Origin of the sequence: Ancylobacter defluvii (genome assembly GCF_018390605.1) — a bacterium.
Taxonomy (GTDB): Bacteria; Pseudomonadota; Alphaproteobacteria; order Rhizobiales; family Xanthobacteraceae; genus Ancylobacter; species Ancylobacter defluvii.
Window position 1 is genome coordinate 236,101 of record NZ_JAHBGD010000012.1, and the last position, 19,569, is coordinate 255,669.

At 67.5% G+C, this 19,569-nt stretch carries 15 protein-coding genes; 11 read left to right on the top strand and 4 right to left on the bottom strand.

Going from position 1 to position 19,569, the window contains the following annotated elements; all coding sequences use genetic code 11:
- Positions 1-18: 18 nt before the first annotated feature.
- Complete coding sequence (locus KHC24_RS08960) at positions 19-456, bottom strand: EamA family transporter (protein WP_213362834.1); 438 nt, start codon at positions 454-456, stop codon at positions 19-21.
- 267 nt (positions 457-723) lie between these two features.
- On the opposite strand from KHC24_RS08960, the gene KHC24_RS08965 reads away from it, so the two are divergent.
- Positions 724-1,983 (top strand): aromatic ring-hydroxylating oxygenase subunit alpha, encoded by a 1,260-nt coding sequence (locus tag KHC24_RS08965; RefSeq protein WP_213362835.1) that lies wholly within the window; start codon positions 724-726, stop codon positions 1,981-1,983.
- A gap of 252 nt (positions 1,984-2,235) precedes the next feature.
- Positions 2,236-3,393: an FAD-binding oxidoreductase gene (locus KHC24_RS08970; RefSeq protein ID WP_213362836.1), complete on the top strand. Its 1,158-nt coding sequence runs from the start codon at positions 2,236-2,238 to the stop codon at positions 3,391-3,393.
- 70 nt (positions 3,394-3,463) lie between these two features.
- Here the strand turns inward: KHC24_RS08970 and KHC24_RS08975 are convergent, their stop codons facing one another.
- Complete coding sequence (locus KHC24_RS08975) at positions 3,464-4,150, bottom strand: hypothetical protein (RefSeq protein WP_213362837.1); 687 nt, start codon at positions 4,148-4,150, stop codon at positions 3,464-3,466.
- A 113-nt stretch (positions 4,151-4,263) separates the two neighbouring features.
- Here KHC24_RS08975 and KHC24_RS08980 point away from each other — a divergent pair, with 113 nt between their 5' ends.
- The 6 genes from KHC24_RS08980 (at position 4,264) to KHC24_RS09005 (ending at position 12,268) form a co-directional block, all read left to right on the top strand.
- Positions 4,264-5,262: a GlxA family transcriptional regulator gene (locus KHC24_RS08980; protein ID WP_213362838.1), complete on the top strand. Its 999-nt coding sequence runs from the start codon at positions 4,264-4,266 to the stop codon at positions 5,260-5,262.
- Between the two features lie 72 nt (positions 5,263-5,334).
- Complete coding sequence (locus KHC24_RS08985; RefSeq protein WP_213362850.1) at positions 5,335-6,120, top strand: YoaK family protein; 786 nt, start codon at positions 5,335-5,337, stop codon at positions 6,118-6,120.
- Between the two features lie 154 nt (positions 6,121-6,274).
- Entirely contained in the window at positions 6,275-8,314 is a 2,040-nt protein-coding gene (locus tag KHC24_RS08990) for an NADH:flavin oxidoreductase (protein WP_213362858.1), read from the top strand.
- Between the two features lie 56 nt (positions 8,315-8,370).
- A complete protein-coding gene (locus tag KHC24_RS08995; protein ID WP_213362859.1) occupies positions 8,371-10,311 on the top strand; it encodes a DUF3483 domain-containing protein in 1,941 nt (646 codons plus the stop codon).
- Entirely contained in the window at positions 10,308-11,504 is a 1,197-nt protein-coding gene (locus KHC24_RS09000) for an electron transfer flavoprotein subunit alpha/FixB family protein (RefSeq protein ID WP_213362861.1), read from the top strand. Before KHC24_RS08995 ends, KHC24_RS09000 begins: the two co-directional genes overlap by 4 nt.
- Entirely contained in the window at positions 11,501-12,268 is a 768-nt protein-coding gene (locus KHC24_RS09005; protein WP_213362863.1) for an electron transfer flavoprotein subunit beta, read from the top strand. The genes KHC24_RS09000 and KHC24_RS09005 overlap by 4 nt, the downstream gene beginning before the upstream one ends.
- A gap of 3 nt (positions 12,269-12,271) precedes the next feature.
- Here the strand turns inward: KHC24_RS09005 and betA are convergent, their stop codons facing one another.
- The gene (betA, locus tag KHC24_RS09010) at positions 12,272-13,951 is read right to left on the bottom strand and encodes a choline dehydrogenase (protein WP_213362874.1); all 1,680 of its coding nucleotides are present in this window, start codon (positions 13,949-13,951) and stop codon (positions 12,272-12,274) included.
- A complete protein-coding gene (gene betB / locus KHC24_RS09015) occupies positions 13,951-16,020 on the bottom strand; it encodes a betaine-aldehyde dehydrogenase (protein WP_213362875.1) in 2,070 nt (689 codons plus the stop codon). Before betB ends, betA begins: the two co-directional genes overlap by 1 nt.
- A gap of 378 nt (positions 16,021-16,398) precedes the next feature.
- Here betB and KHC24_RS09020 point away from each other — a divergent pair, with 378 nt between their 5' ends.
- The 3 genes from KHC24_RS09020 (at position 16,399) to choV (ending at position 19,548) form a co-directional block, all read left to right on the top strand.
- On the top strand, positions 16,399-17,358 hold the full coding sequence (locus KHC24_RS09020) for a choline ABC transporter substrate-binding protein (protein ID WP_213362876.1): 960 nt from the start codon (positions 16,399-16,401) through the stop codon (positions 17,356-17,358).
- A gap of 121 nt (positions 17,359-17,479) precedes the next feature.
- A complete protein-coding gene (gene choW, locus KHC24_RS09025) occupies positions 17,480-18,343 on the top strand; it encodes a choline ABC transporter permease subunit (RefSeq protein WP_213362877.1) in 864 nt (287 codons plus the stop codon).
- 11 nt (positions 18,344-18,354) lie between these two features.
- Entirely contained in the window at positions 18,355-19,548 is a 1,194-nt protein-coding gene (gene choV, locus KHC24_RS09030; RefSeq protein WP_213362878.1) for a choline ABC transporter ATP-binding protein, read from the top strand.
- Positions 19,549-19,569: the final 21 nt, after the last annotated feature.

The window sequence follows — 19,569 nt, forward strand, 5'->3', positions numbered from 1 at the left end:
ACCGAAGGCCGGTCGCGCTCAGCCCTTATAGGCGACCAGCACCGCCCCGCCGGCGATCAGCGCCACGCCGAGCCAGTTCGGCCCGGAGAGCTTCTCGCCGAGGAAGATCACCCCGAACACCGCCACCAGCACCACCGAGAGCTTGTCCACCGGCGCCACCCGCGCGGCGTCGCCGATCCTGAGCGCGCGGAAATAGCATACCCAGCTCAGCCCGGTCGCCAGCCCGGACAGCACCAGGAACAGCCCCGAGCGCGGCGAGATCGACGTGATCGCCTGCCAGCCACCCGAGGCGGTGAGGATCAGGCTGATGGCGGCGAGGATCACCAGCGTGCGGATGAAGGTGGCGAAGTCGGCGCCGACATTCTCCACCCCGATCTTGCCGAAGATGGCGGTGAGCGCGGCGAAGCCCGCCGAAAGCACCGCCCAGAACAGCCAGGATTCCAGCGGCGTGTTCATGCGCCGGCCCGCCCTGCGGCGCGCCATCCCAGGGCGATCCGTCCTGCGGCATCCTCTGCGCCTGCCCAAAATACCGCCTTGCTCATCATCATCCCCGCGAATGTCGCTTAAAGGAAAATAGCCGTCGCAAATGTGAAAGTCAGCAGCCGCGCTCCGTCGAACAATTCCAATCCGACGGCAGCTGCCGCGCCAGGCTGCGCGGTCGGGTGCCGGCGCCGGGCAAACGGGAAGCCATGCGCGTTCTGCCGAGGACGAGGGAGAGTTGCGATGCTCGATTCCACCGATACGCCGCTGAAAGCCCTGCTGCGCCGGCGCAAGCCCGGCCACAGCCTCGAGGCTCCCTTCTACACCAGCCCGGAGATCTTCAAGGCCGATCTCAATGTGATTTTCGGCCATCACTGGATCTTCGTCGGCGTCGAGCCGGACATTCCCGAGCCCGGCGATGCCATGACCATCGAGATCGGCACCGCCTCGGTGATCATCGCCCGCGACGACGACATGAATGTCTGCGCCTTCCACAATGTGTGCCGCCATCGTGGCGCCCGGCTGGTGCTGGATTACAAGACCACGGTCGGCAACCTCGTCTGCCGCTACCATTCCTGGACCTACGGCCTCGACGGCAAGCTGCTGTTCGCCGAGCATATGGGCGGCGATTTCGATCCGTCCTGCCACGGCCTGAAGCCCGTGCATGTGCGCTCGCTGGAAGGGCTGATCTTCATCTGCCTCAGCGACGACCCGCCGGCGGATTTCGACGTGATGGCGGCGAAGATGGCGCCCTATCTCGCCCCGCATGACCTGAAGAACGCCAAGGTGGCCTTCGAGAAGGACATCATCGAGCCCGGCAACTGGAAGCTCACCATGGAGAACAACCGCGAGTGCTATCATTGCGCGGGCAACCATCCCGAGCTCACCGTGCCCTTGTTCGCCTATGGCTTCGGCTTCGCGCCGGAAGAGCTCGACGAGCACGGTCTCAAGGAGGCCGAGGATTACGCCCAGCTCATCACCTCCTCGCATCGCGAATGGGAGAGCTGCGGCTTCCCCTCGACGATGATGGAGCATCTCGACGACATGATCACCGGCTTCCGCACCGAGCGCCTGCCGCTGGCCGGCGACGGCGAGAGCCACACCGGCGACACCAAGGCCGCCTGCAGGAAGCTGCTCGGCAAGATCAACGATCCCCGGCACGGCGCGCTGCATTTCTGGACCCAGCCGAATTCGTGGCACCATTTCATGTCCGACCATGCGGTGGTGTTCTCGGTGCTGCCGCTCGACGCCGAGCGCTCGCTCCTGCGCACCAAATGGCTGGTGCACAAGGACGCGGTGGAAGGCGTCGATTACGACGTCGAGAACCTCGTCGCGGTGTGGGACGCCACCAACGACCAGGATTCGACGCTGGTCGGCTATTGCCAGGAGGGCGCGCGCTCGCCGGCCTATGAGCCCGGCCCCTATTCGCCGCACACCGAGATGCTCGTGGACAAGTTCTGCAACTGGTACATCGGCCGCATGGCCGACCATATCGGGCGGTGAGACGGCTGAGCCCTACGGTTCTCACTCCCGCTCTCCCACCGGGGAGAGGTCGTCCGCTGCGGCGAGGACCCGCCGTCCTCATGTCAGAGCCGGCACCTTGCTTTCCCTCTCCCCGTTGGGGAGAGGTGGCCCGCGAAGCGGGTCGGTGAGGGGCGGCACCATCGGGAAGCGTCGAAGCCCCCTCACCCCATCCCTCCCCCGGTGGGGAGAGGGGCTACATCTGAAATCCGCCGAGCGAGGATCCCGCAGCCGATGAACGCCCCGACATCCATCCCCTCGCCCGACCCCGCCGCTGCGCGGTTCGCCCCCTCGCTCCCCGAATGGAACCCGGAGGCTGACGACGCCCTCATCGTGCGCGCCATCCGCGACGAGACCCCGGATGTGAAGACCTTCGTGCTCGCCCCGCGCAGCCCTTGCGTCTTCCGCTACGCCCCCGGCCAGTTCCTGACGCTGGAGCTGGAGATCGGCGGCGAGACCATAAACCGCTGCTACACCATCGCCTCCGCCCCCACCCGGCCGCACACCCTGTCCATCACCGTGAAGCGGGTGCCGGGCGGGCCGGTGTCGAACTTCCTGCACGACCATATCAAGGTCGGCTCGGTGATCCGCGCCGTCGGGCCGATGGGGGATTTCTCCTGCCTGATGCAGGGCACGCCGGGCGCGACGCCCAAATATCTGTTCCTGTCCGGCGGCTCCGGCATCACCCCGCTGATGTCGATGGCGCGGACCTTCCACGATCTCGCCGAGCCGCGCTACCTCGTCTTCGTCCATGCCGCCCGCTCGCCGGTGGACATCGTCTTCCGCGCCGAGCTGGAGCTGATGGCCCGCAACCAGCCCGGCCATTTCCGCTTCGCCCCCATCTGCGAGGCCGATAGCCCGTTCGAGCCGTGGCATGGCCTGCGCGGCCGGCTCAATCTCGGCCTGCTCAACCACATCGCCCCGGACTACAAGCAGCGCGAGATCTTCGTTTGCGGCCCCTCGCCCTTCATGGCGGCCGTGCGGGAGATGCTGAAGACCGCCGGCTTCGACATGGCCCGCCATCACGAGGAGAGCTTCGATTTCGCCGAGCTGGCGGCGGCCGAGCCGGACGTGGCCGCCGAGGTGATCGAGGCGGAGGCGGCCGCCAAGGCGGCGGAGCCGGAGGTCGCGACCTACACCGTCACCTTCGCCAAGCAGAATCGCAGCATCGAGTGCCGCTCCGACATGTTCGTGCTCGATGCCGCTCGCCGGAACGGGGTGCGCCTGCCCTCCTCCTGCTCGAAGGGGCTGTGCGGCACCTGCAAGTCGAAGCTGGTGTCGGGCACCGTCGACATGAAGCATGGCGGCGGCATCCGCCAGCGCGAAATCGATGCCGGCATGGCGCTGCTGTGCTGCTCCAGGCCGACCTCCGACCTGGTGGTGGATCGCTGACCGGCGCGCCGATCGGCGTCACTGCACGAAAAGGCCGATCGGACCGCTAAAATCGGTCCGATCATACACCTCACTGCACCGACGCCGATCCCGGCCGCACCAGGCCGGTGGCGAAATCGGAGGCACCTTCGACGGCCTTCTTCATGGTCCCGACAGCCTCGGAACCCGCCGACACCGCCGCGGCGCGCGCCCGGTCGATCATCTCCATGCCGTCTTCCCATTTCGGAAGCGAAAACAATGAGTTGCTCTCCTGGGAGGCCGGCGTCTCCACCACCTGGTAAGCCGGTGCCGGAGCCGTGGCATCGGTGTAGTTGGTGCGCTCGATCAGCGGATCCCGGCTGTCGCAGGCCTCGGCACAGCGGTCGAAGCGCTCCACGCCCTGCGGCAGGGCAGCGGCTGCCGTTTGCCGCGAATTATCGTCAACCTTATGATTTGACGCTGTTTTTTCCGCAGATGGCGGCGCGTAGACCGTACCGGGTTCGATGGCGCGGACATAAATCGGTGCCGGATGGCCGCCACGCGCGGCGGGCGCCGGCTCGGCCGGCGGTGGCAGGATGACCCGCGCCACCGGCTGGGCAGCCGGGGTATCGACGGTCGAAATCGCCGTTCGCATCAGTACCGTGCTGCCGGCCGTCACCGCCAGGGCGAAGCCGAACGGCAGCGCCGCACGACGCACCCAGCCCTTAAAACCAAAGAAAGACAATGACATGGCAATATCCCACGCGACGATAAAACCCCGCCCCCCTATTGATCGCACCTGTCGGGACTTTTTTGCGGCGGCTTTCTTGCCTCCTCATGTCGAGGAATGGGAATTTTGACAGCAGCCCACCCAAGGGCATCGTTCAAGGGCATCGTTCAGGAGGCGGCCGCATGCGCCCGGTCTTCGATCTCGCCAGCATCGCCTCGGTAGGGTTTCTCACCCTGCCGAACCATTCCATGGTGGCGACCGTCAATGCGCTCGAAGCGCTGCGCATGACGAATTATGTATCTGAATCAAATGTTTATTCCTGGTCGGTCCTGACGCCCGAGGCCGTGGCGGTGGAGGCCAGCAACGGCCTGACCCTCGCTCCGGCGCGCCCGCTGGCAGAAGCGAGGGCGCTCGATCTGCTGCTGGTGTGCGGCGGCATCGACATCCGTCACGCCGCCTCGCCGGCCGTCATCGATGCGTTGCGGCGTCACGCCCGGCGCGGCACCGCGCTCGGCGCCCTGTGCACCGGCAGCTTCGTGCTCGCCGAAGCCGGCCTGCTCGACCATCGGCGCTGCGCCATCCACTGGGAGAATCTCGCGGCAATTCGTGAGGAATTCCAGCACGTTGACTTCATAGAGGCGCCTTTTTCCATTGATGGCGATCGTCTCACATGCACCGGCGGCGTCGCCCCGATGCGCATGATGCTGGCACTGATCGCCGCCCGCTGCGGCCGCGACCTCGCCGATCGGGTGGCGGAACAGTTCATCCTCGAGCCCGGCACACCGGCCCGCCGCCCTTCTGCCCGCCCGCGCCCCGCTTTGCCCGACCCCACCCTCGCCCGCGCCGTGCGCCTCATGCAGGCGACACTGGAGAATCCCCCGGGTATCGCCGCCATTTCCCGCCGCATCGAGGTTTCTCCGCGCCAGCTCGAACGGCTGTTCCGCCAGCATCTCGATGTGACGCCTACCGCCTATCATCTCGGCTTGCGCCTTGATCGCGCTCGCGAATTGCTGCGTTTATCGACACGGCCGGTCACCGATATCGGCCTCGCCTGCGGCTTTCGCTCGGCGGCGCATTTCTCCACCGCCTATGCACGGCGCTTCGGCCGGCCGCCGCGCGCGGAGCGGGCCGCCGCCGATCTCGGCGCACTCCCTATGGCGTGGGGCGGGCAAAGGGATTAAGTGCAGATGAGGTGGGTTTTCCGCCGGCGTTCCCGTTTCTGTTGGACGCGGCCATCGCCGCGCTGATCGCTGATGACCGCGCCTGATACCTCCACCGACCAGCCCCGGCTGGCGCGACGCTATTCGCATTTCGCCATCGGCATGCTGGCCGCCGAGCGCACGCCGCTCGCCGATGCCCGGCTCGGTCTCGCCATGACCTTCGTCGCCGGCGCCACCAATGCCGGCGGCCTGCTCGCGGTCGGGCAATACACCTCGCACATGTCCGGCATCATCTCCGCCATGGCCGACAACGCGGTGATCGGCGCCTCCGGTCTCGTCGTCGCCGGCATCGGCGCCCTGTTGCCCTTCATCCTCGGCGCCGCCACCTCGGCGGTGCTGGTGAACTGGGCACGGTTGCACCATGCCGGGCGCGAATACGCCATCCCTTTGATATTGGAAGCTTTTCTTCTTCTTGCCTTCGGCATTCTCGGCAGCTTCGCCCAGGTCTCGCCGGTGGCGCTGATCGCGGATGTGGCGGTGCTCTGCTTCATCATGGGCCTGCAAAACGCCACCGTGACCAAGCTGTCCGGCGCCAAGATCCGTACCACTCACATGACAGGCGTCGTCACCGATCTCGGCATCGAGCTCGGCAAACTATTCTATATGAACCATCATCGCCGCCGCCGCGCCGGCGCATCGCTGATCTATGCCGACCGCGAGAAGCTGAGGCTGCTGGCGATGTTCGTGCTGCTGTTCTTCGCCGGCGGCGTCATCGGGGCGCTGGGCTTCAAATATATCGGCTTCGTCTTCTGCGTGCCGCTGGCGCTGCTGATCCTCGCCCTTGTCGGCCCTTCGGCCTTCCGCCGGCTGATCCGCTGAGACACGCCGCACGCCTCGGCGAGAGGCTCCGTAATACCGCCGTCGCAACGCTTCCGGCGGCATGGCGAAAATCTTCTGTCCGGCATAGGCGAACGCGACCTATCGTGGCACGATCCACGCCGATGGACCGGTGCTGAGGAGCGCGCGCCGTCACATGATCCCGCATGCCGAAGCTCTGCTGAAACCCTTGACGATCAAGGGGTTGACCATCCGCAACCGGGTGATGTCGACCTCGCACGCCCCCGGCTACGGCAAGGATGGCAAGCCGCAGGAGCGCTATCAGCTCTATCACGCGGAGAAGGCCAAAGGCGGCATCGGGCTCACCATGTTCGGCGGCTCCTCTTCGGTGGCGCTCGACAGCCCGGCCACTCCCTGGGCGCAGATCTCCGTCGCCGACGACAGTGTCATTCCCTATTTCCAGCAATTCGCCGAGCGGGTGCATGCCCATGGCGCCAAGCTGATGATCCAGCTCACCCATATGGGCCGACGCACCAAGTGGGACACCGAGCACTGGCTGCCGACCATCTCCGCCTCGGCGCGGCGCGAGCCGGCCTCGCGCACCATTCCGCGCGCCATGGACAAGAACGACATTCGCCGCGTGGTGCGAGCCTTTGCCGAGGCGGCGCGGCGCTGCAAGGAAGGCGGCCTCGACGGCTGCGAAATCTCCGCCGCTCACGGCCATCTCGTCGACCAGTTCTGGTCGCCCTCGGTGAACCAGCGCACCGATGAATATGGCGGCAGCCTGGAGAACCGCATGCGCTTCGGCCGCGAGGTGCTGGAGGCGATGCGCGAGGCCACCGGCGGCGACTATGTCATCGGCATCCGCATGTCCGGCGACGAGATGCTCGAGGACGGGCTGTCGCAGCAGGACTGCCTGGAGATCGCCGCCACCTATGCGAAGGATGGCCTCGTCGATTTCATCAATGTGATGGGCGGTCAGGCCCGCGACGAGATGAGCCACGCCATCTCGCTGCCCAACATGTCCTTCCCGGTGGCGCCGTTCCTGTTCCTGCCCAGCGCCATCAAGCGCGAGGTCGAAGTGCCGGTGTTCCATGCCCAGCGCGTCACCGATCTCGCCACCGGCGCCCGCGCGGTGGCGGAAGGCCATGTCGACATGGTGGCGATGACCCGCGCCCACATCGCCGACCCGCATCTGATGCGCAAGCTGATCGAGGGCCGCGACGACGATATCCGTCAGTGTGTGGGTGCCGGCTATTGCATCGACCGCATCTATGTCGGCGGCGACGCCCTGTGCATCCAGAACGCCGCCACCGGCCGCGAAGCCACGATGCCGCATGTCATCGCCAAGGCGGACAGAAGCCGCAAGGTGGTGGTGGTCGGCGCCGGCCCGGCCGGGCTGGAGGCGGCGCGGGTAAGCGCCGAGCGCGGCCACCGCGTGGTGCTGTTCGAAAAGGACGACAGGCCAGGCGGCCAGATCAACCTCGCCGCCCGTGCCACCTGGCGCGAGGCGCTGTCCGGCATCCCGCGCTGGCTCGCCGCGCAGGTCTCGAAGAAGGGCGTCGACATCCGGCTCGGCACCGAGGCGACCGAGGCGATGATCCTCGCCGAGCAGCCGGAAGTGGTCATCCTCGCCACTGGCGGCCTCGCCCATACCGGCTTCGCCAAGGGCGCCGAGCGGGCGGTCACCACCTGGGACGTGCTGGCCGGCCGCATCGAGCCCTCCGGCAGCGTGCTGCTCTATGACGAGATCGGCGGCCACAACGCCGCCTCCACCGCCGAGGTGCTGGCCCGCAAGGGCTGCCTGGTCGAGATGGCGACGCATGATCTGCAGATCGGGCAGGAGGTCGGCACCACCAACAAGCCGATCCATCTGCGCGAGCTCTACAAGGCCGGGGTGATCCTCACCCCGAACATGGAGCTGATCGAGATCTATCCGGAGGGAAACCGGCTCGTCGCCGCTTTGCGCAACACCATGACGGCTGCCGAAGAGGAGCGTGTCGTCGACCATGTGGTGGTCGATTACGGCACGCTGCCGGTCGAGGGGCTGTTTGCTAGCCTGCGGGCCGGCTCGGTGAATGACGGAGAAACCGACCTCGACGCATTGGTGGCGGGTCGGCCGCAGCGCTGGACCGGCGAGGACGGCTACGCGCTCTATCGCATCGGCGATGCCTGGACCGGCCGCAACATCCACGCCGCGATCTATGATGCGCTGCGCCTGTGCAAGGATCTGTAAGACCGACCCGTGACGCCGCCGCCGGCCGCGTCATCCATGGCATGTGACGGAAGCCCATGACCGCTGCCTCCGACCCCGCCTTCGGCCTCGGCCTGCTGGTCGCCCTGCTCGCCGCCTGTGCGGCGGTCGTGGCGGCACGGGCGGCGTTGCGCTGGCGAATCGGCCGGGCGGCGAGGGTCGACCGGGGAACAGGGGTCGACTGGATGGCAGGCCTCCTCGCCGTTCCCCGGCGCTATCTGGTCGATGTCCACCATGTCGTCGCACGCGATCCTCATGCGGCACGCATGCATGCGCTCGCCGCCGGCGGGTTGCTGGCCGGCTCGACGCTGGCATTGCTGGGGCTGGTTCCTCCGCTCGGTGCCTCCCGCCTGTTCTGGATCACGACGGCGCTCGCCTTCCTCCTCGCCCTCGTGGGCGGCGCAATGGTGGCCCGGCGACGCTACCCGCGCCGCCCCGCCCGGCTCTCCGGCGGCACCTTCCAGCGACTGCCGCTTCTGCTGGTGGCCTATGGCGGCGGCGCGCTGCTGGTGGCCCTCGCTGCAACGCTCGGCGACCCGCTGGCTCCTCTCGGCTGGCTGGGACTGGCCATGGCGGCGATCGGCGGCTTCGGCCTAGTTCGCCAGCTGGCCGGCGGACCGATGCGCCACGCCTTTGCCGGCGCGCTGCATCTTGCCGCCCATCCCCGGCCTGGTCGTTTCGAAGGCGAGAGGGCGACGGCGCTCATGCCCGCCGATCTCGAGGCGCCGCGCCTCGGCGTGGCAACGCCCGCCGATTTCGCATGGAACCAGTTGCTGGGCTTCGATGCCTGCATCCAGTGCGGGCGTTGCGAGGTCGCCTGCCCGGCCTTCGCCGCCGGCCAGCCGCTGAACCCGAAGAGGCTGATCCAGGACCTTGCCGGCGCCTTCAAGTCCGGCCCGCCCGCCTATGCCGGCAGCCCGTATCCCAATGCCCGGCCGGTTGCCGGCATAGGCGGGCCGGACCTGCCCATCGTCGGTGCCGGCGCGCTGATTCACCCGGACACGATCTGGTCCTGCACCACCTGCCGCGCCTGCGTCGAGGAATGCCCGATGATGATCGAGCATGTCGATGCCATCGTCGATCTCCGGCGCTTCCAGACCATGGAGCTTGCCGCCGTGCCGGCCGGCGCGATTCCCACGCTCAGCGAGTCGCGCTATGCCGAGGAGCCCGGTGGGCGCCCGCTTTCCGCCCGCACCGACTTCGCCGCCGGCCTGCCGCTGCCGCTGATCGCCGACAAGGGAAGCTGCGACGTGCTGCTCTGGCTCGGCGCCGGCGCCTATGAGCTGCGCCACGGCCGCACGCTGCGCGCGCTGGTGGAGCTGCTGCGTCGGGCCAGCATCGACTATGCGGTGCTGGGAGCGGAGGAGCGCGATTGCGGCGATCTCGCCCGCCGGCTCGGCGACGAGGCGACCTTCGCCGACCTCGCCCGCGCCAATATCGCAACACTGTCCCGCTATGCGTTCCGCCGCATCCTCACCGCCGACCCGCATGCGCTGCATGTGCTGCGCAACGAGTACCCGGCCTTTGGCGGGCACTATGAGTTGATCCATCACAGCGCCTTCCTCGACGAACTGACGGCCGAGGGGCGGCTCAATCTCGTCGCCATGCCGGATGGACGGCTCACCTATCACGACCCCTGTTATCTCGGCCGCTACAATGGCGAGACCGAGGCCCCGCGCCGCCTGCTCGACCGGCTGGGGCTGGAGCGGGTGGAGATGGAACGCCATGGCAAGCGCGCCATGTGCTGCGGCGGCGGCGGTGGCGCGCCGGTGAGCGACATTGCCGGCGACCGCCGCATTCCCGACATCCGCATGGCGCAGGCGCGGGCGACGGGCGCCGCCACGGTGGCGGTCGCCTGCCCGCAATGCGCCGCCATGCTGGAAGGCGTCACCGGCGATGTCGCACAGGTGCGCGATCTCGCCGAACTGGTGCTCGCCGCCGTCGAAGCGGCCCCTGCCTCGCAAGGGGCCGGACGATGAGCCGGCTCCGCCGCGATCCGCGCGAGGAGCGCGCGACCCACCGCCTGACCGACGGCGGGCGTCCGCGCTGGGGTCTTGAGGCCCCGCCAGCCTCGGGGCGTCTCCGGCGCGACCCACGCCGGGAGATCGAGGCGGCTCGCGTACCGGGACTGCAACGCCTGCGCCTCGACCGCACGAGCCGGTCCATCATCCCCGTCATCCCCTCGCCGGTGGAACCGCTCCCCAAGGCCGCTCCGACGATCCGCATTGTCGAGGAGCCCGCTTTCTTGGTCGCCGTGGTGCCCGATGCACCGGGCGGCCGTCTCACGCCGCTCGACCGTCAGCTTCTCGGCGCCGCCCGTGATTTGGCCGATGTGGCCGGCGGCGCCACGCTGGTACTCGCTTTCGGCACCGTCGACGGGCTCGGCCTCGCCGGTGCCGATCGGGTGATCACCATGGCCGGAGGCGGGAGCGAGGATCCCTCGGCTCGCGCCATCGCCCTCGCCACTGCGCTCTCGGCCCTCCACCCCCGCCATGTGCTGTTTCCCGAAAGCGCGAAGGGGGGCGATCTCGCGCGGCGCCTGGTGGCAAGGACCGGCGAGGAACTGTTCACCGGCGCCGAAAACCTCACCGGCAAACTCGTCACCCGCGCGGCCGCCAATCGCCGGATCGAGCAGCGGATGGCACCGCCGGGCCTGATGACGCTCGCTCCGGACGCGCATTCGCCTCATGCCGGACCGGCACACGAAGCGCGCGAAATACCGGCACCGGACGTTTTCCCGTCAGGCGGCCATGGTGCCATCCTCTCGGTCGAGGACCTGCCGGTCGCCGCCGACGCCCTGTCCCTGGCGGAAGCGGACTTCGTGATATCCGCCGGCAGCGGCATCGCCGATTTCGATCTGTTCCGCGCACTCGCGCGTGCGCTTGGCGCCACGCCGGGCGCCAGCCGCATGGTCTGCGATGCCGGGCTGATGCCGCGCGCCGCGCAGGTCGGGGCGTCGGGCACGGTGCTGGAGGCGGCCTGCTATTTCGCCCTCGGCATATCCGGCGCACCGCAGCACCTGCAGGGCGTCGCCCGTTGCGAGCATGTGGTGGCTGTCAACACCGACCTGCATGCCGCCATGGTCGAGCGCGCCGGTCTGGCCATCATCGCCGACGCCCACCCGGTGATGTCGGCGCTGCTCGTAGCCCTACGAGCGGAGGCGCAGGAATGAAGGCGCTGGTGCTGCTCTCCGACGCCCGCCATCCGGTCTCCGGTCGCCCGGCGCCGGCGGCGACCGAGCTTCAGGCCGTGGCACTCGCACACACCCTCGCCGACGAGGTGAACGGCCTGCATGCCGGGCCGGATGCCGAGGCCGCGCGCGGAGCCCTCGGCCACGGCCTCACCCGGCTGGAACATCGGCAGCTCACGGCCGGGGACGATCCGCTGCCGAGCCTCGTCGCCGCCATCGGCACCGCCCCTCCCGACCTTGTCCTCGCCGGACCTCGGGCCGGTGCGGGCGCGCAGACGGGCCTGTTGCCCTACTGCCTTGCCGAGGCGCTCGGCTGGCCCATCGTCGCCGACGCCGTGTCTCTCGCCGTCGCGGACGGCGTGCTGGAGGTGATCCAGGCCTTGCCCAAGGGCGCCCGCCGCCGCTGGCGGATGCGGCTGCCTGCGGTGATCACCGTGCATCCAGCCGCACCGGCGGCGGCAAGCTTCGCCCTTGGCGTAGCGCGGAAAGGCCAGGTGGTCGAGACGCCCGGCCTCCCGGCCCGGATCGAGGGTCCACCGGTCGCGGAGCGCCCCTACCGCCCCCGTCCTCGCCTCATCGCCTCCGCTGCCGCAGGTGCCGGTGCCGCCGAGCGGCTGAAGGCGGCGACCCAGGCGACCGGACCCGGCGGGCAGGTGATGGTCGCTCCCCCCCCCGAGGCGGCCGCCCGCGCGATCCTCGATCATCTGCGTGCTATTGGGGTGCTCAAACCGGCAGAGCGCGGCTAAGCCTCAGCGCTGAGCATGCTGCCAGTTCGCGGCACGGTAATAGGGCGCGTTGGACGGCGCCAGCGCCGGCCGGCCGAGAATATGGTCGGCCGCCTTCTCCGCCAGCATGATGGTCGGCGCGTTGAGGTTGCCGGTGGTCACGGAGGGCATGATGGACGAATCCACCACCCTCAGCCCCTCGACACCGATCACCCGCGCCTGCGGATCGACCACCGCCAGCGGATCGGCGAGCGCGCCCATCTTGCAGGTGCAGGAGGGGTGATAGGCGCTCTCCACCTTGTCGCGGATGAAGCCGTCGATGGCCTCATCGTCCACCACATCGGCCCCCGGCTGGATCTCGCGACCGCGATAGCGATCGAACGCCTTCTGGGCAAAGATCTCGCGCGTGAGCCGCACGCAGGCCCGCATTTCCGTCCAGTCGTCGGGATGGCTCATATAGTTGAAGAAGAGCCGCGGCTTGTCGGCGGGATCGGCCGAGCGCAGCCGCACCCAGCCACGGCTCTTTGAGCGCATCGGCCCGACATGGGCCTGAAAACCATGCTCGGAAGCGAGGCCCTGACCGTCATAGGTCACGGCCAGCGGCAGGAAGTGATACTGGATGTCGGGAGAGGCCACGCCCGGCCGCGACCGGATGAAGCCACAGCTCTCGAAATGGTTGGTGGCGCCGAGTCCATCCCTCCGCAGCAGCCAGCGCAAGCCTATGCCCGCGCGGGCCACCAAGCCCATGGACGAATAAAGGGTGATCGGCTGTTTGCAGGCGACCTGGAAATAGAATTCGAGATGGTCCTGCAGATTTTCGCCCACCCCCGGCCGGTCTGCGACCATATCGATGCCGAAGCCGCGCAGTTCCGCCGCCGGCCCCACGCCGGACAGCTTGAGCAGCTGCGGCGAGTTGATCGGTCCACCAGCGAGGATCACCTCGCGCGTCGCCCGCACCTGCCGGCGCACGCCGCCGCGCTCATAGGCGACGCCGACCGCCCGGCGCCCCTCGAATACCACCTGCGTCACCCGCGCATGCGTCTCGACCTTGAGATTGTCCCGCTTCATCGCCGGACGCAGATAGGCGTTGGCGGCAGACCAGCGCACGCCGTCCTTCACCGTCATGTCCATGCGCCCGAAGCCTTCCTGGGCGTATCCGTTGACGTCGTCGCTGGCCGGGTAACCCGCCTGCCGCGCCGCTTCGAGGAAGGCATGATGCAGCGGGTTGGCAAGCGAGCCATAGCGGGTGGAAAGCGGCCCATCGCCGCCGCGATATGCGTCACCGCCCTCCTGCCGGCTCTCGGCCCGGCGAAAATAGGGCAGCACGTCGGCATAGGACCAGCCCTGCGCGCCCTGCTCCTGCCAACCGTCGAAATCGGCGGGATTGCCGCGGACGTAGACGAGGCCGTTGATCGAGGAAGAGCCGCCCAGCACCTTGCCGCGCGGGCAATGCAGGCGCCGCCCGCCGAGACCCGGCTCGGGTTCGCTCTCATACATCCAGCTATAGCGCGGCATATTCATCGGAATGGACAGCGCGCTGGGCATCTGGATGAAGATCGAGCGGTCGGAGCCACCGAACTCCAGCACCAGCACCCGGTTCTCGCCGCTGGCGGTCAGTCGCTCGGCCAGCACGCAACCCGCCGAGCCGGCGCCGACGATGACGTAATCGAACTCCTGGTCGAACTTCGCGCCGGCGCCGGTCATCAGTAAGGCGCCTCGACCGAACCGAGATTGACGTAGACACTTTTCAGCTGCGTGTAGTGCTCGATCGCCGCCTTGCCGTTCTCGCGCCCCAGCCCGGACTGTTTGACGCCGCCGAAGGGCAGTTCGATCGGGGTGACGTTGTAATGGTTGATCCAGCAGGTGCCGGCCTCCAGCCGCGCGATCACCCGGTGGGCGCGGGCGAGATCGCGGGTAAACACCCCTGCGGCGAGGCCGAACCTTGTGTCGTTGGCGCGCGAGACCACCTCCGCCTCGTCTTCGAAGGAGAGCACCGCCATCACCGGGCCGAAGATCTCCTCGCGGACAATGGCCATGTCGTCGTGACAGCCGTCGAACACTGTCGGCGCGACGAAGCAGCCGCGGTCGAGACCACCTTCCGTTACTCGGTAGCCTCCCGTGAGCAGCTTCGCTCCACCCGCCCGCCCCCGGGCGATATAGGAGAGCACCTTCTCCATATGCGGCTGCGAGATCAGCGCCCCGACCTGCGTCGCCGGGTCGAGCGGGTCGCCGACCACCATCTTCTCGACACGCGCGACCAGCTTCTCAAGAAACGCCGACCGCACGCTCTCATGCACGAAGACGCGGGTACCGTTGGAACAGACCTCACCGGCGGAATAGAAATTGGCGAGCAGCGCGCCGGAGACCGCATCGTCGAGATCGGTATCCTCGAACACGATCAGCGGTGACTTGCCGCCGAGTTCCAGCGTCACCTGCTTCAGCGTGGCGCTGGCATCCGCCATCACCTTCTTGCCCGTGCCGACCTCGCCAGTGAGCGATACCTTGGCGATATTCGGATGACGTGTGAGCAGTCGCCCGGTATCGGCGAAGCCCTGCACCACCTGGAACACGCCGTCCGGCACGCCGGCCTCGCGCATGATCTCGGCGAGCTTCACCGCGGTGAGCGGGGTCAGTTCCGCCGGCTTGAAGATCATCGCATTGCCGCAGGCGAGCGCCGGCGCCGACTTCCAGCAGGCGATCTGCAACGGGTAGTTCCAGGCGCCGATGCCGGCAACGACGCCCAGCGGCTCCCGGCGGGTATAGCCGAAGGCGCCGGGACCGAGATCGACATGTTCCCCGGCGAGGGTCGCGGCGAGGCCGGCATAATAGTCGATGCAGTCAGCGCCGGAGAGCACGTCGACAACGCTGGTCTCCTGGATCGGCTTGCCGGTATCGAGCGTTTCCAGCCGGGCTAGTTCGTCGTTGCGGCTGCGCAGAATGTCGGCGACCCGCTTGAGAACGCGCCCGCGCTCGGCGCCGGTCATCACCGCCCAGAGCTTCTGACCCTTGCGGGCGGCCGCGACAGCCGCCTCGATCTCCGCTTCACCGTCGATCGCGATCTCCGCGAGCACCTCGCCTGTCGCCGGATTGACGGTCTCGAAATGCCTCGAGCGCAAAATGGCGGGCGCACCGACGACGGAGTTCCGCGGTGCGGCGGCGATCTGCGCATCGACGAAGGCGGTGGCGATCGCGCGCGCCGAGGTGGAATCGGTCTCGCCCGTGGCCGACAGCGTCGAGCGCAGCCAAAGGCCATCGATGATCGCCGCCACCGCGATGGCGGCACGGTCAGCCTCCTCCTCGCGTACAAGCGGGCGCAGCGCGTGGCGCAGATTGGAACGCATGCGCGACTGGTAGACCTTCTGCACCCGTCGCAGGCGTTCGGAATGCAAGGCCTGTCCCCAGAAGGCGAGCCAGACGCTGCTGCTCGGCTTGCCGAATTCCTCCGGCGCCAGGTTGGCCTCGATCACCGCCTCGACCCGCTCGCGCGGCGATGCGGCGGCGGCGAGGCGCCAGGCGGTTCCACGCGCCACCCGCGCGGCGAGAAAGCGCAGCGTCGCCTCCAGCAACCCGTCCTTGTCGCCGAAATAATGCGCAACCAGTCCGGGGGAGACGCCGGCGCGACCGGCGATCTGCGCCAGCGTCGATGCGTTGAAGCCAATCTCGGCAAGCGAATCGATCGTCGCCTCGATAAGCTGCTGGCGGCGGACCTCCTCGCTTTCGCGCCGCCGCCCACCGGTGACGGCGGCTTCATCCTGGCGGGCAGAATTGTCCATGAGGCGGCCTCCATCCGACATGCTATTGATCAATGATACAATAACTGAGCCGACAGACGATGTCGAACCTCTTGAGCTCCGCCGAAGGGCCGCTCGACGACGGAAGGGAAGGCTGGAACACCCCTTGCCGAAATAGCAATCATCGACAGGTTTTCAGCGTCGAAAAATTACGCATGACAAAAGCGCGAAATCGTTATTGAATTGTCATTCAAAAGAGCCGCAAGCGGCCGGGATGCATAGACCTCTCCTTCCGGCTAGACTGCCGGAAGCAAGACGCTGGACCGTCGAGCATGCCGCCCGCGCGTCGTCTTCCACGCGCGGATCCCGTTAAGCGGCGGGCTACCGGCCAGTTCCTTGACATAACGGGAACAGCGAACGATGCGCAGCCTCTCCACCATTGCCACCATGCTTCTCGGCCTGACTGTCCTTGCCACTCCCACCGCCTGGCAGGGCGCGCAGGCTGCCGAACCGGCCGCCTGCAAGACGGTCAAATTCGCCGATGTCGGCTGGACCGACATCACCGCGACCACCGCCATCACCTCCGCCCTGCTGGAAGCGCTCGGCTATACGCCGAAGACGCAGGTGCTGTCGGTGCCGGTCACCTACAAATCGATGCAGACCAAGGACATCGATGTCTTCCTCGGCAACTGGATGCCGACCATGGAAGCCGACCTCAAGCCCTATCGCGACGACAAGACCGTCGAGGTCATCGGCGTCAATCTCGAAGGCGCCAAATATACGCTCGCCGTCCCGTCCTATCTCTATGACGAAGGCCTGAAATCCTTCGCCGATATCGCCAAGTTCAAGGACAAGCTCGGCGGCAAGATCTACGGCATCGAGCCGGGCAATGACGGCAACCGGCTGATCCTCGACATGATCAAGGACGACAAGTTCGGCCTGAAGGGCTTCGATCTCGTCGAATCCAGCGAACAGGGCATGCTGGCGCAGGTGGAGCGTGCCAGCAAGCGCAAGGAAGCGGTGGTCTTCCTCGGCTGGGAGCCGCACCCGATGAACTCGAAGTTCCCACTGAAATATCTTGAGGGCGGCGACGAGGTTTTCGGCCCGAACTATGGCGGCGCCACCGTCTACACCAACACCCGCGCCGGCTATGTCACCGACTGCCCGAATGTCGGCGCGCTGATCAAGAACCTGAAGTTCTCGCTCGGCGACGAGAATGTGGTGATGGGTTACATCCTGTTCGACGCCGTCGAGCCCGGCGCCGCAGCCAAGAAGTGGCTGAAGGACAATCCCACCATCTGGGAGCCGTGGCTCGCCGGCGTGACCACCATCGACGGCCAGCCGGCCGTGCCAGCGGTGAAGAAGAGCCTCGGACTCTGAGATCGTCTGACGCAGCACGACAGGCCTTCTCGGCATCCACCGGAGGAGGCCTGTTGCCCGCGGACCGGCCACGACGCTCAAGCGTCGGAGCGCGCTCGAGGTGCGTCCATGGAGAACGTCCATGTTTGACTGGCCCATCTATGACTGGCTGACCGCGCACAAGATCCCGCTCGGCTTGTGGCTGAAGAACGCCGTCGACCTGCTCACCGAGCATGGACAGAGCGTGTTCGACTTCATCTCCCTGGTGCTGGGAGCGCTGATCGCTGCCCTTACCAGCGCACTGCTTTTCGTGCCGCCGCTGCTGCTGATCGCCCTGTTCGCGCTGGCCGCCTGGCTGGTGCACCGCTCGGTCGGGCTTGTGGTGTTCATCGTCGGCGCGCTGCTGCTGGTCGCCAATCTCGGCTACTGGCAGGCGACGATGGAGACGCTGTCGCTGGTGCTGTGCGCCACGCTGGTCTGCGTGGTAGCGGGAGTGCCGATCGGTATCGCCGCCGCCCACCGGCCTTGGCTCTATGCGGCGCTCCATCCGGTGCTCGACCTGATGCAGACCATCCCCACCTTCGTCTACCTGATTCCGACGCTGGTGCTGTTCGGCCTCGGCGTGGTGCCGGGACTGATCTCGACGGTGATCTTCGCCATTCCCGCACCGATCCGCCTCACCCATCTCGGCATTTCCTCGGTACCCGCCAATCTCACCGAGGCCGGCAAGGCCTTCGGCGCCACCCGCATGCAGATGCTGTTCAAGATCGAGTTGCCCTATGCGCTGCCAACCATCATGGCCGGCATAACCCAATGCATCATGCTGAGCCTGTCCATGGTGGTGATCGCCGCCCTGGTCGGTGCCGACGGCCTCGGCAAGCCGGTGGTGCGGGCATTGAACTCGGTCAACATCGCCATGGGCTTCGAGGCTGGGCTCGCCATCGTCGTGCTTGCCATCGTGCTGGACCGCGTCTGCAAGCGGCCGGCACCCCGGCGCAAAGGCTAGGAGATCGCGCCATGCCCGCCGTGGAATTCCGTCATGTCGACATCGTGTTCGGCGCCGACCAGAAGGGTGCGCTCAAGCTCATCGACGAGGGCCGCAACCGCGAGGAGATCCTTGGCAGGACCGGCGCCGTGCTCGGCGCTGCCGACGTCAATCTCGCCATCGAGCGCGGTGAGATCTGCGTGTTGATGGGCCTGTCCGGTTCAGGCAAGTCCACCATCCTGCGCGCCGTCAACCGGCTGAACGAGGTCGCCCGCGGCGAGGTATTCGTCGAGCACAGCGGGCAGCTGGTAGACGTCGCCCGCTGTGACGAGGCGACGCTACGCGACCTGCGCATGCACACCGTCTCCATGGTGTTCCAGCAGTTCGGCCTGCTGCCCTGGCGCACGGTACGCGACAATGTCGGCTTCGGGCTGGAATTACGCGGCATGGGCGTCGCGGAGCGCACGCGCATCGTCGATGAGAAACTTGCCATGGTCGGGCTGACCAACTGGGCCGGCAAGTTCACCCACGAACTCTCCGGTGGCATGCAGCAGCGTGTCGGCCTCGCCCGCGCCTTCGCCACCGACGCCGACATCCTGTTGATGGACGAACCGTTCTCGGCACTCGATCCGCTGATCCGCGACAAGTTGCAGGACGAATTGCTCGACCTGCAACGGCGCATCCACAAGACTATCGTCTTCGTCAGCCACGATCTCGACGAGGCACTCAAGCTCGGCAACAAGATCGCCATCATGGAAGGCGGGCGCATCGTGCAGGCCGGCACCGCGGAGGACATCCTGCTGCGCCCGGCCAATGCCTATGTCGCCGAATTCGTGAAGCACATGAACCCGCTCAACGTGTTGCGCGGCACGGCGGTGATGCGCCCGGCGGCCTCCCTGCCGCGCGAGGGGGCGAACGTGATGCTGGACGGCGCCGGGCGCATCCGCCTGCGGGTCGACGAGGAGAACCGCCCGGTCAGCCTCGATCTCGATGGGCGCGAGGGACGGCTCGCCGTCGCCGATGGTGAGGCCGGCCGCATTGACGACGAAGCGGCGCGCCTGTGCGACGGCATCGTCGCCCCGGTCGACCTGAAGTTGAGAGCCGCCATCGAACTGAAGCAGCACACGACCTTGCCGATCCTGCTGGTCGACAATCTCGGCCGGCTGGCCGGCCTGTGCGACGACGACGAAATCTATCGCGGGCTGCTGCACCGGACCAACAACTGAGCCGAGCGTAGCGAAAGCAGT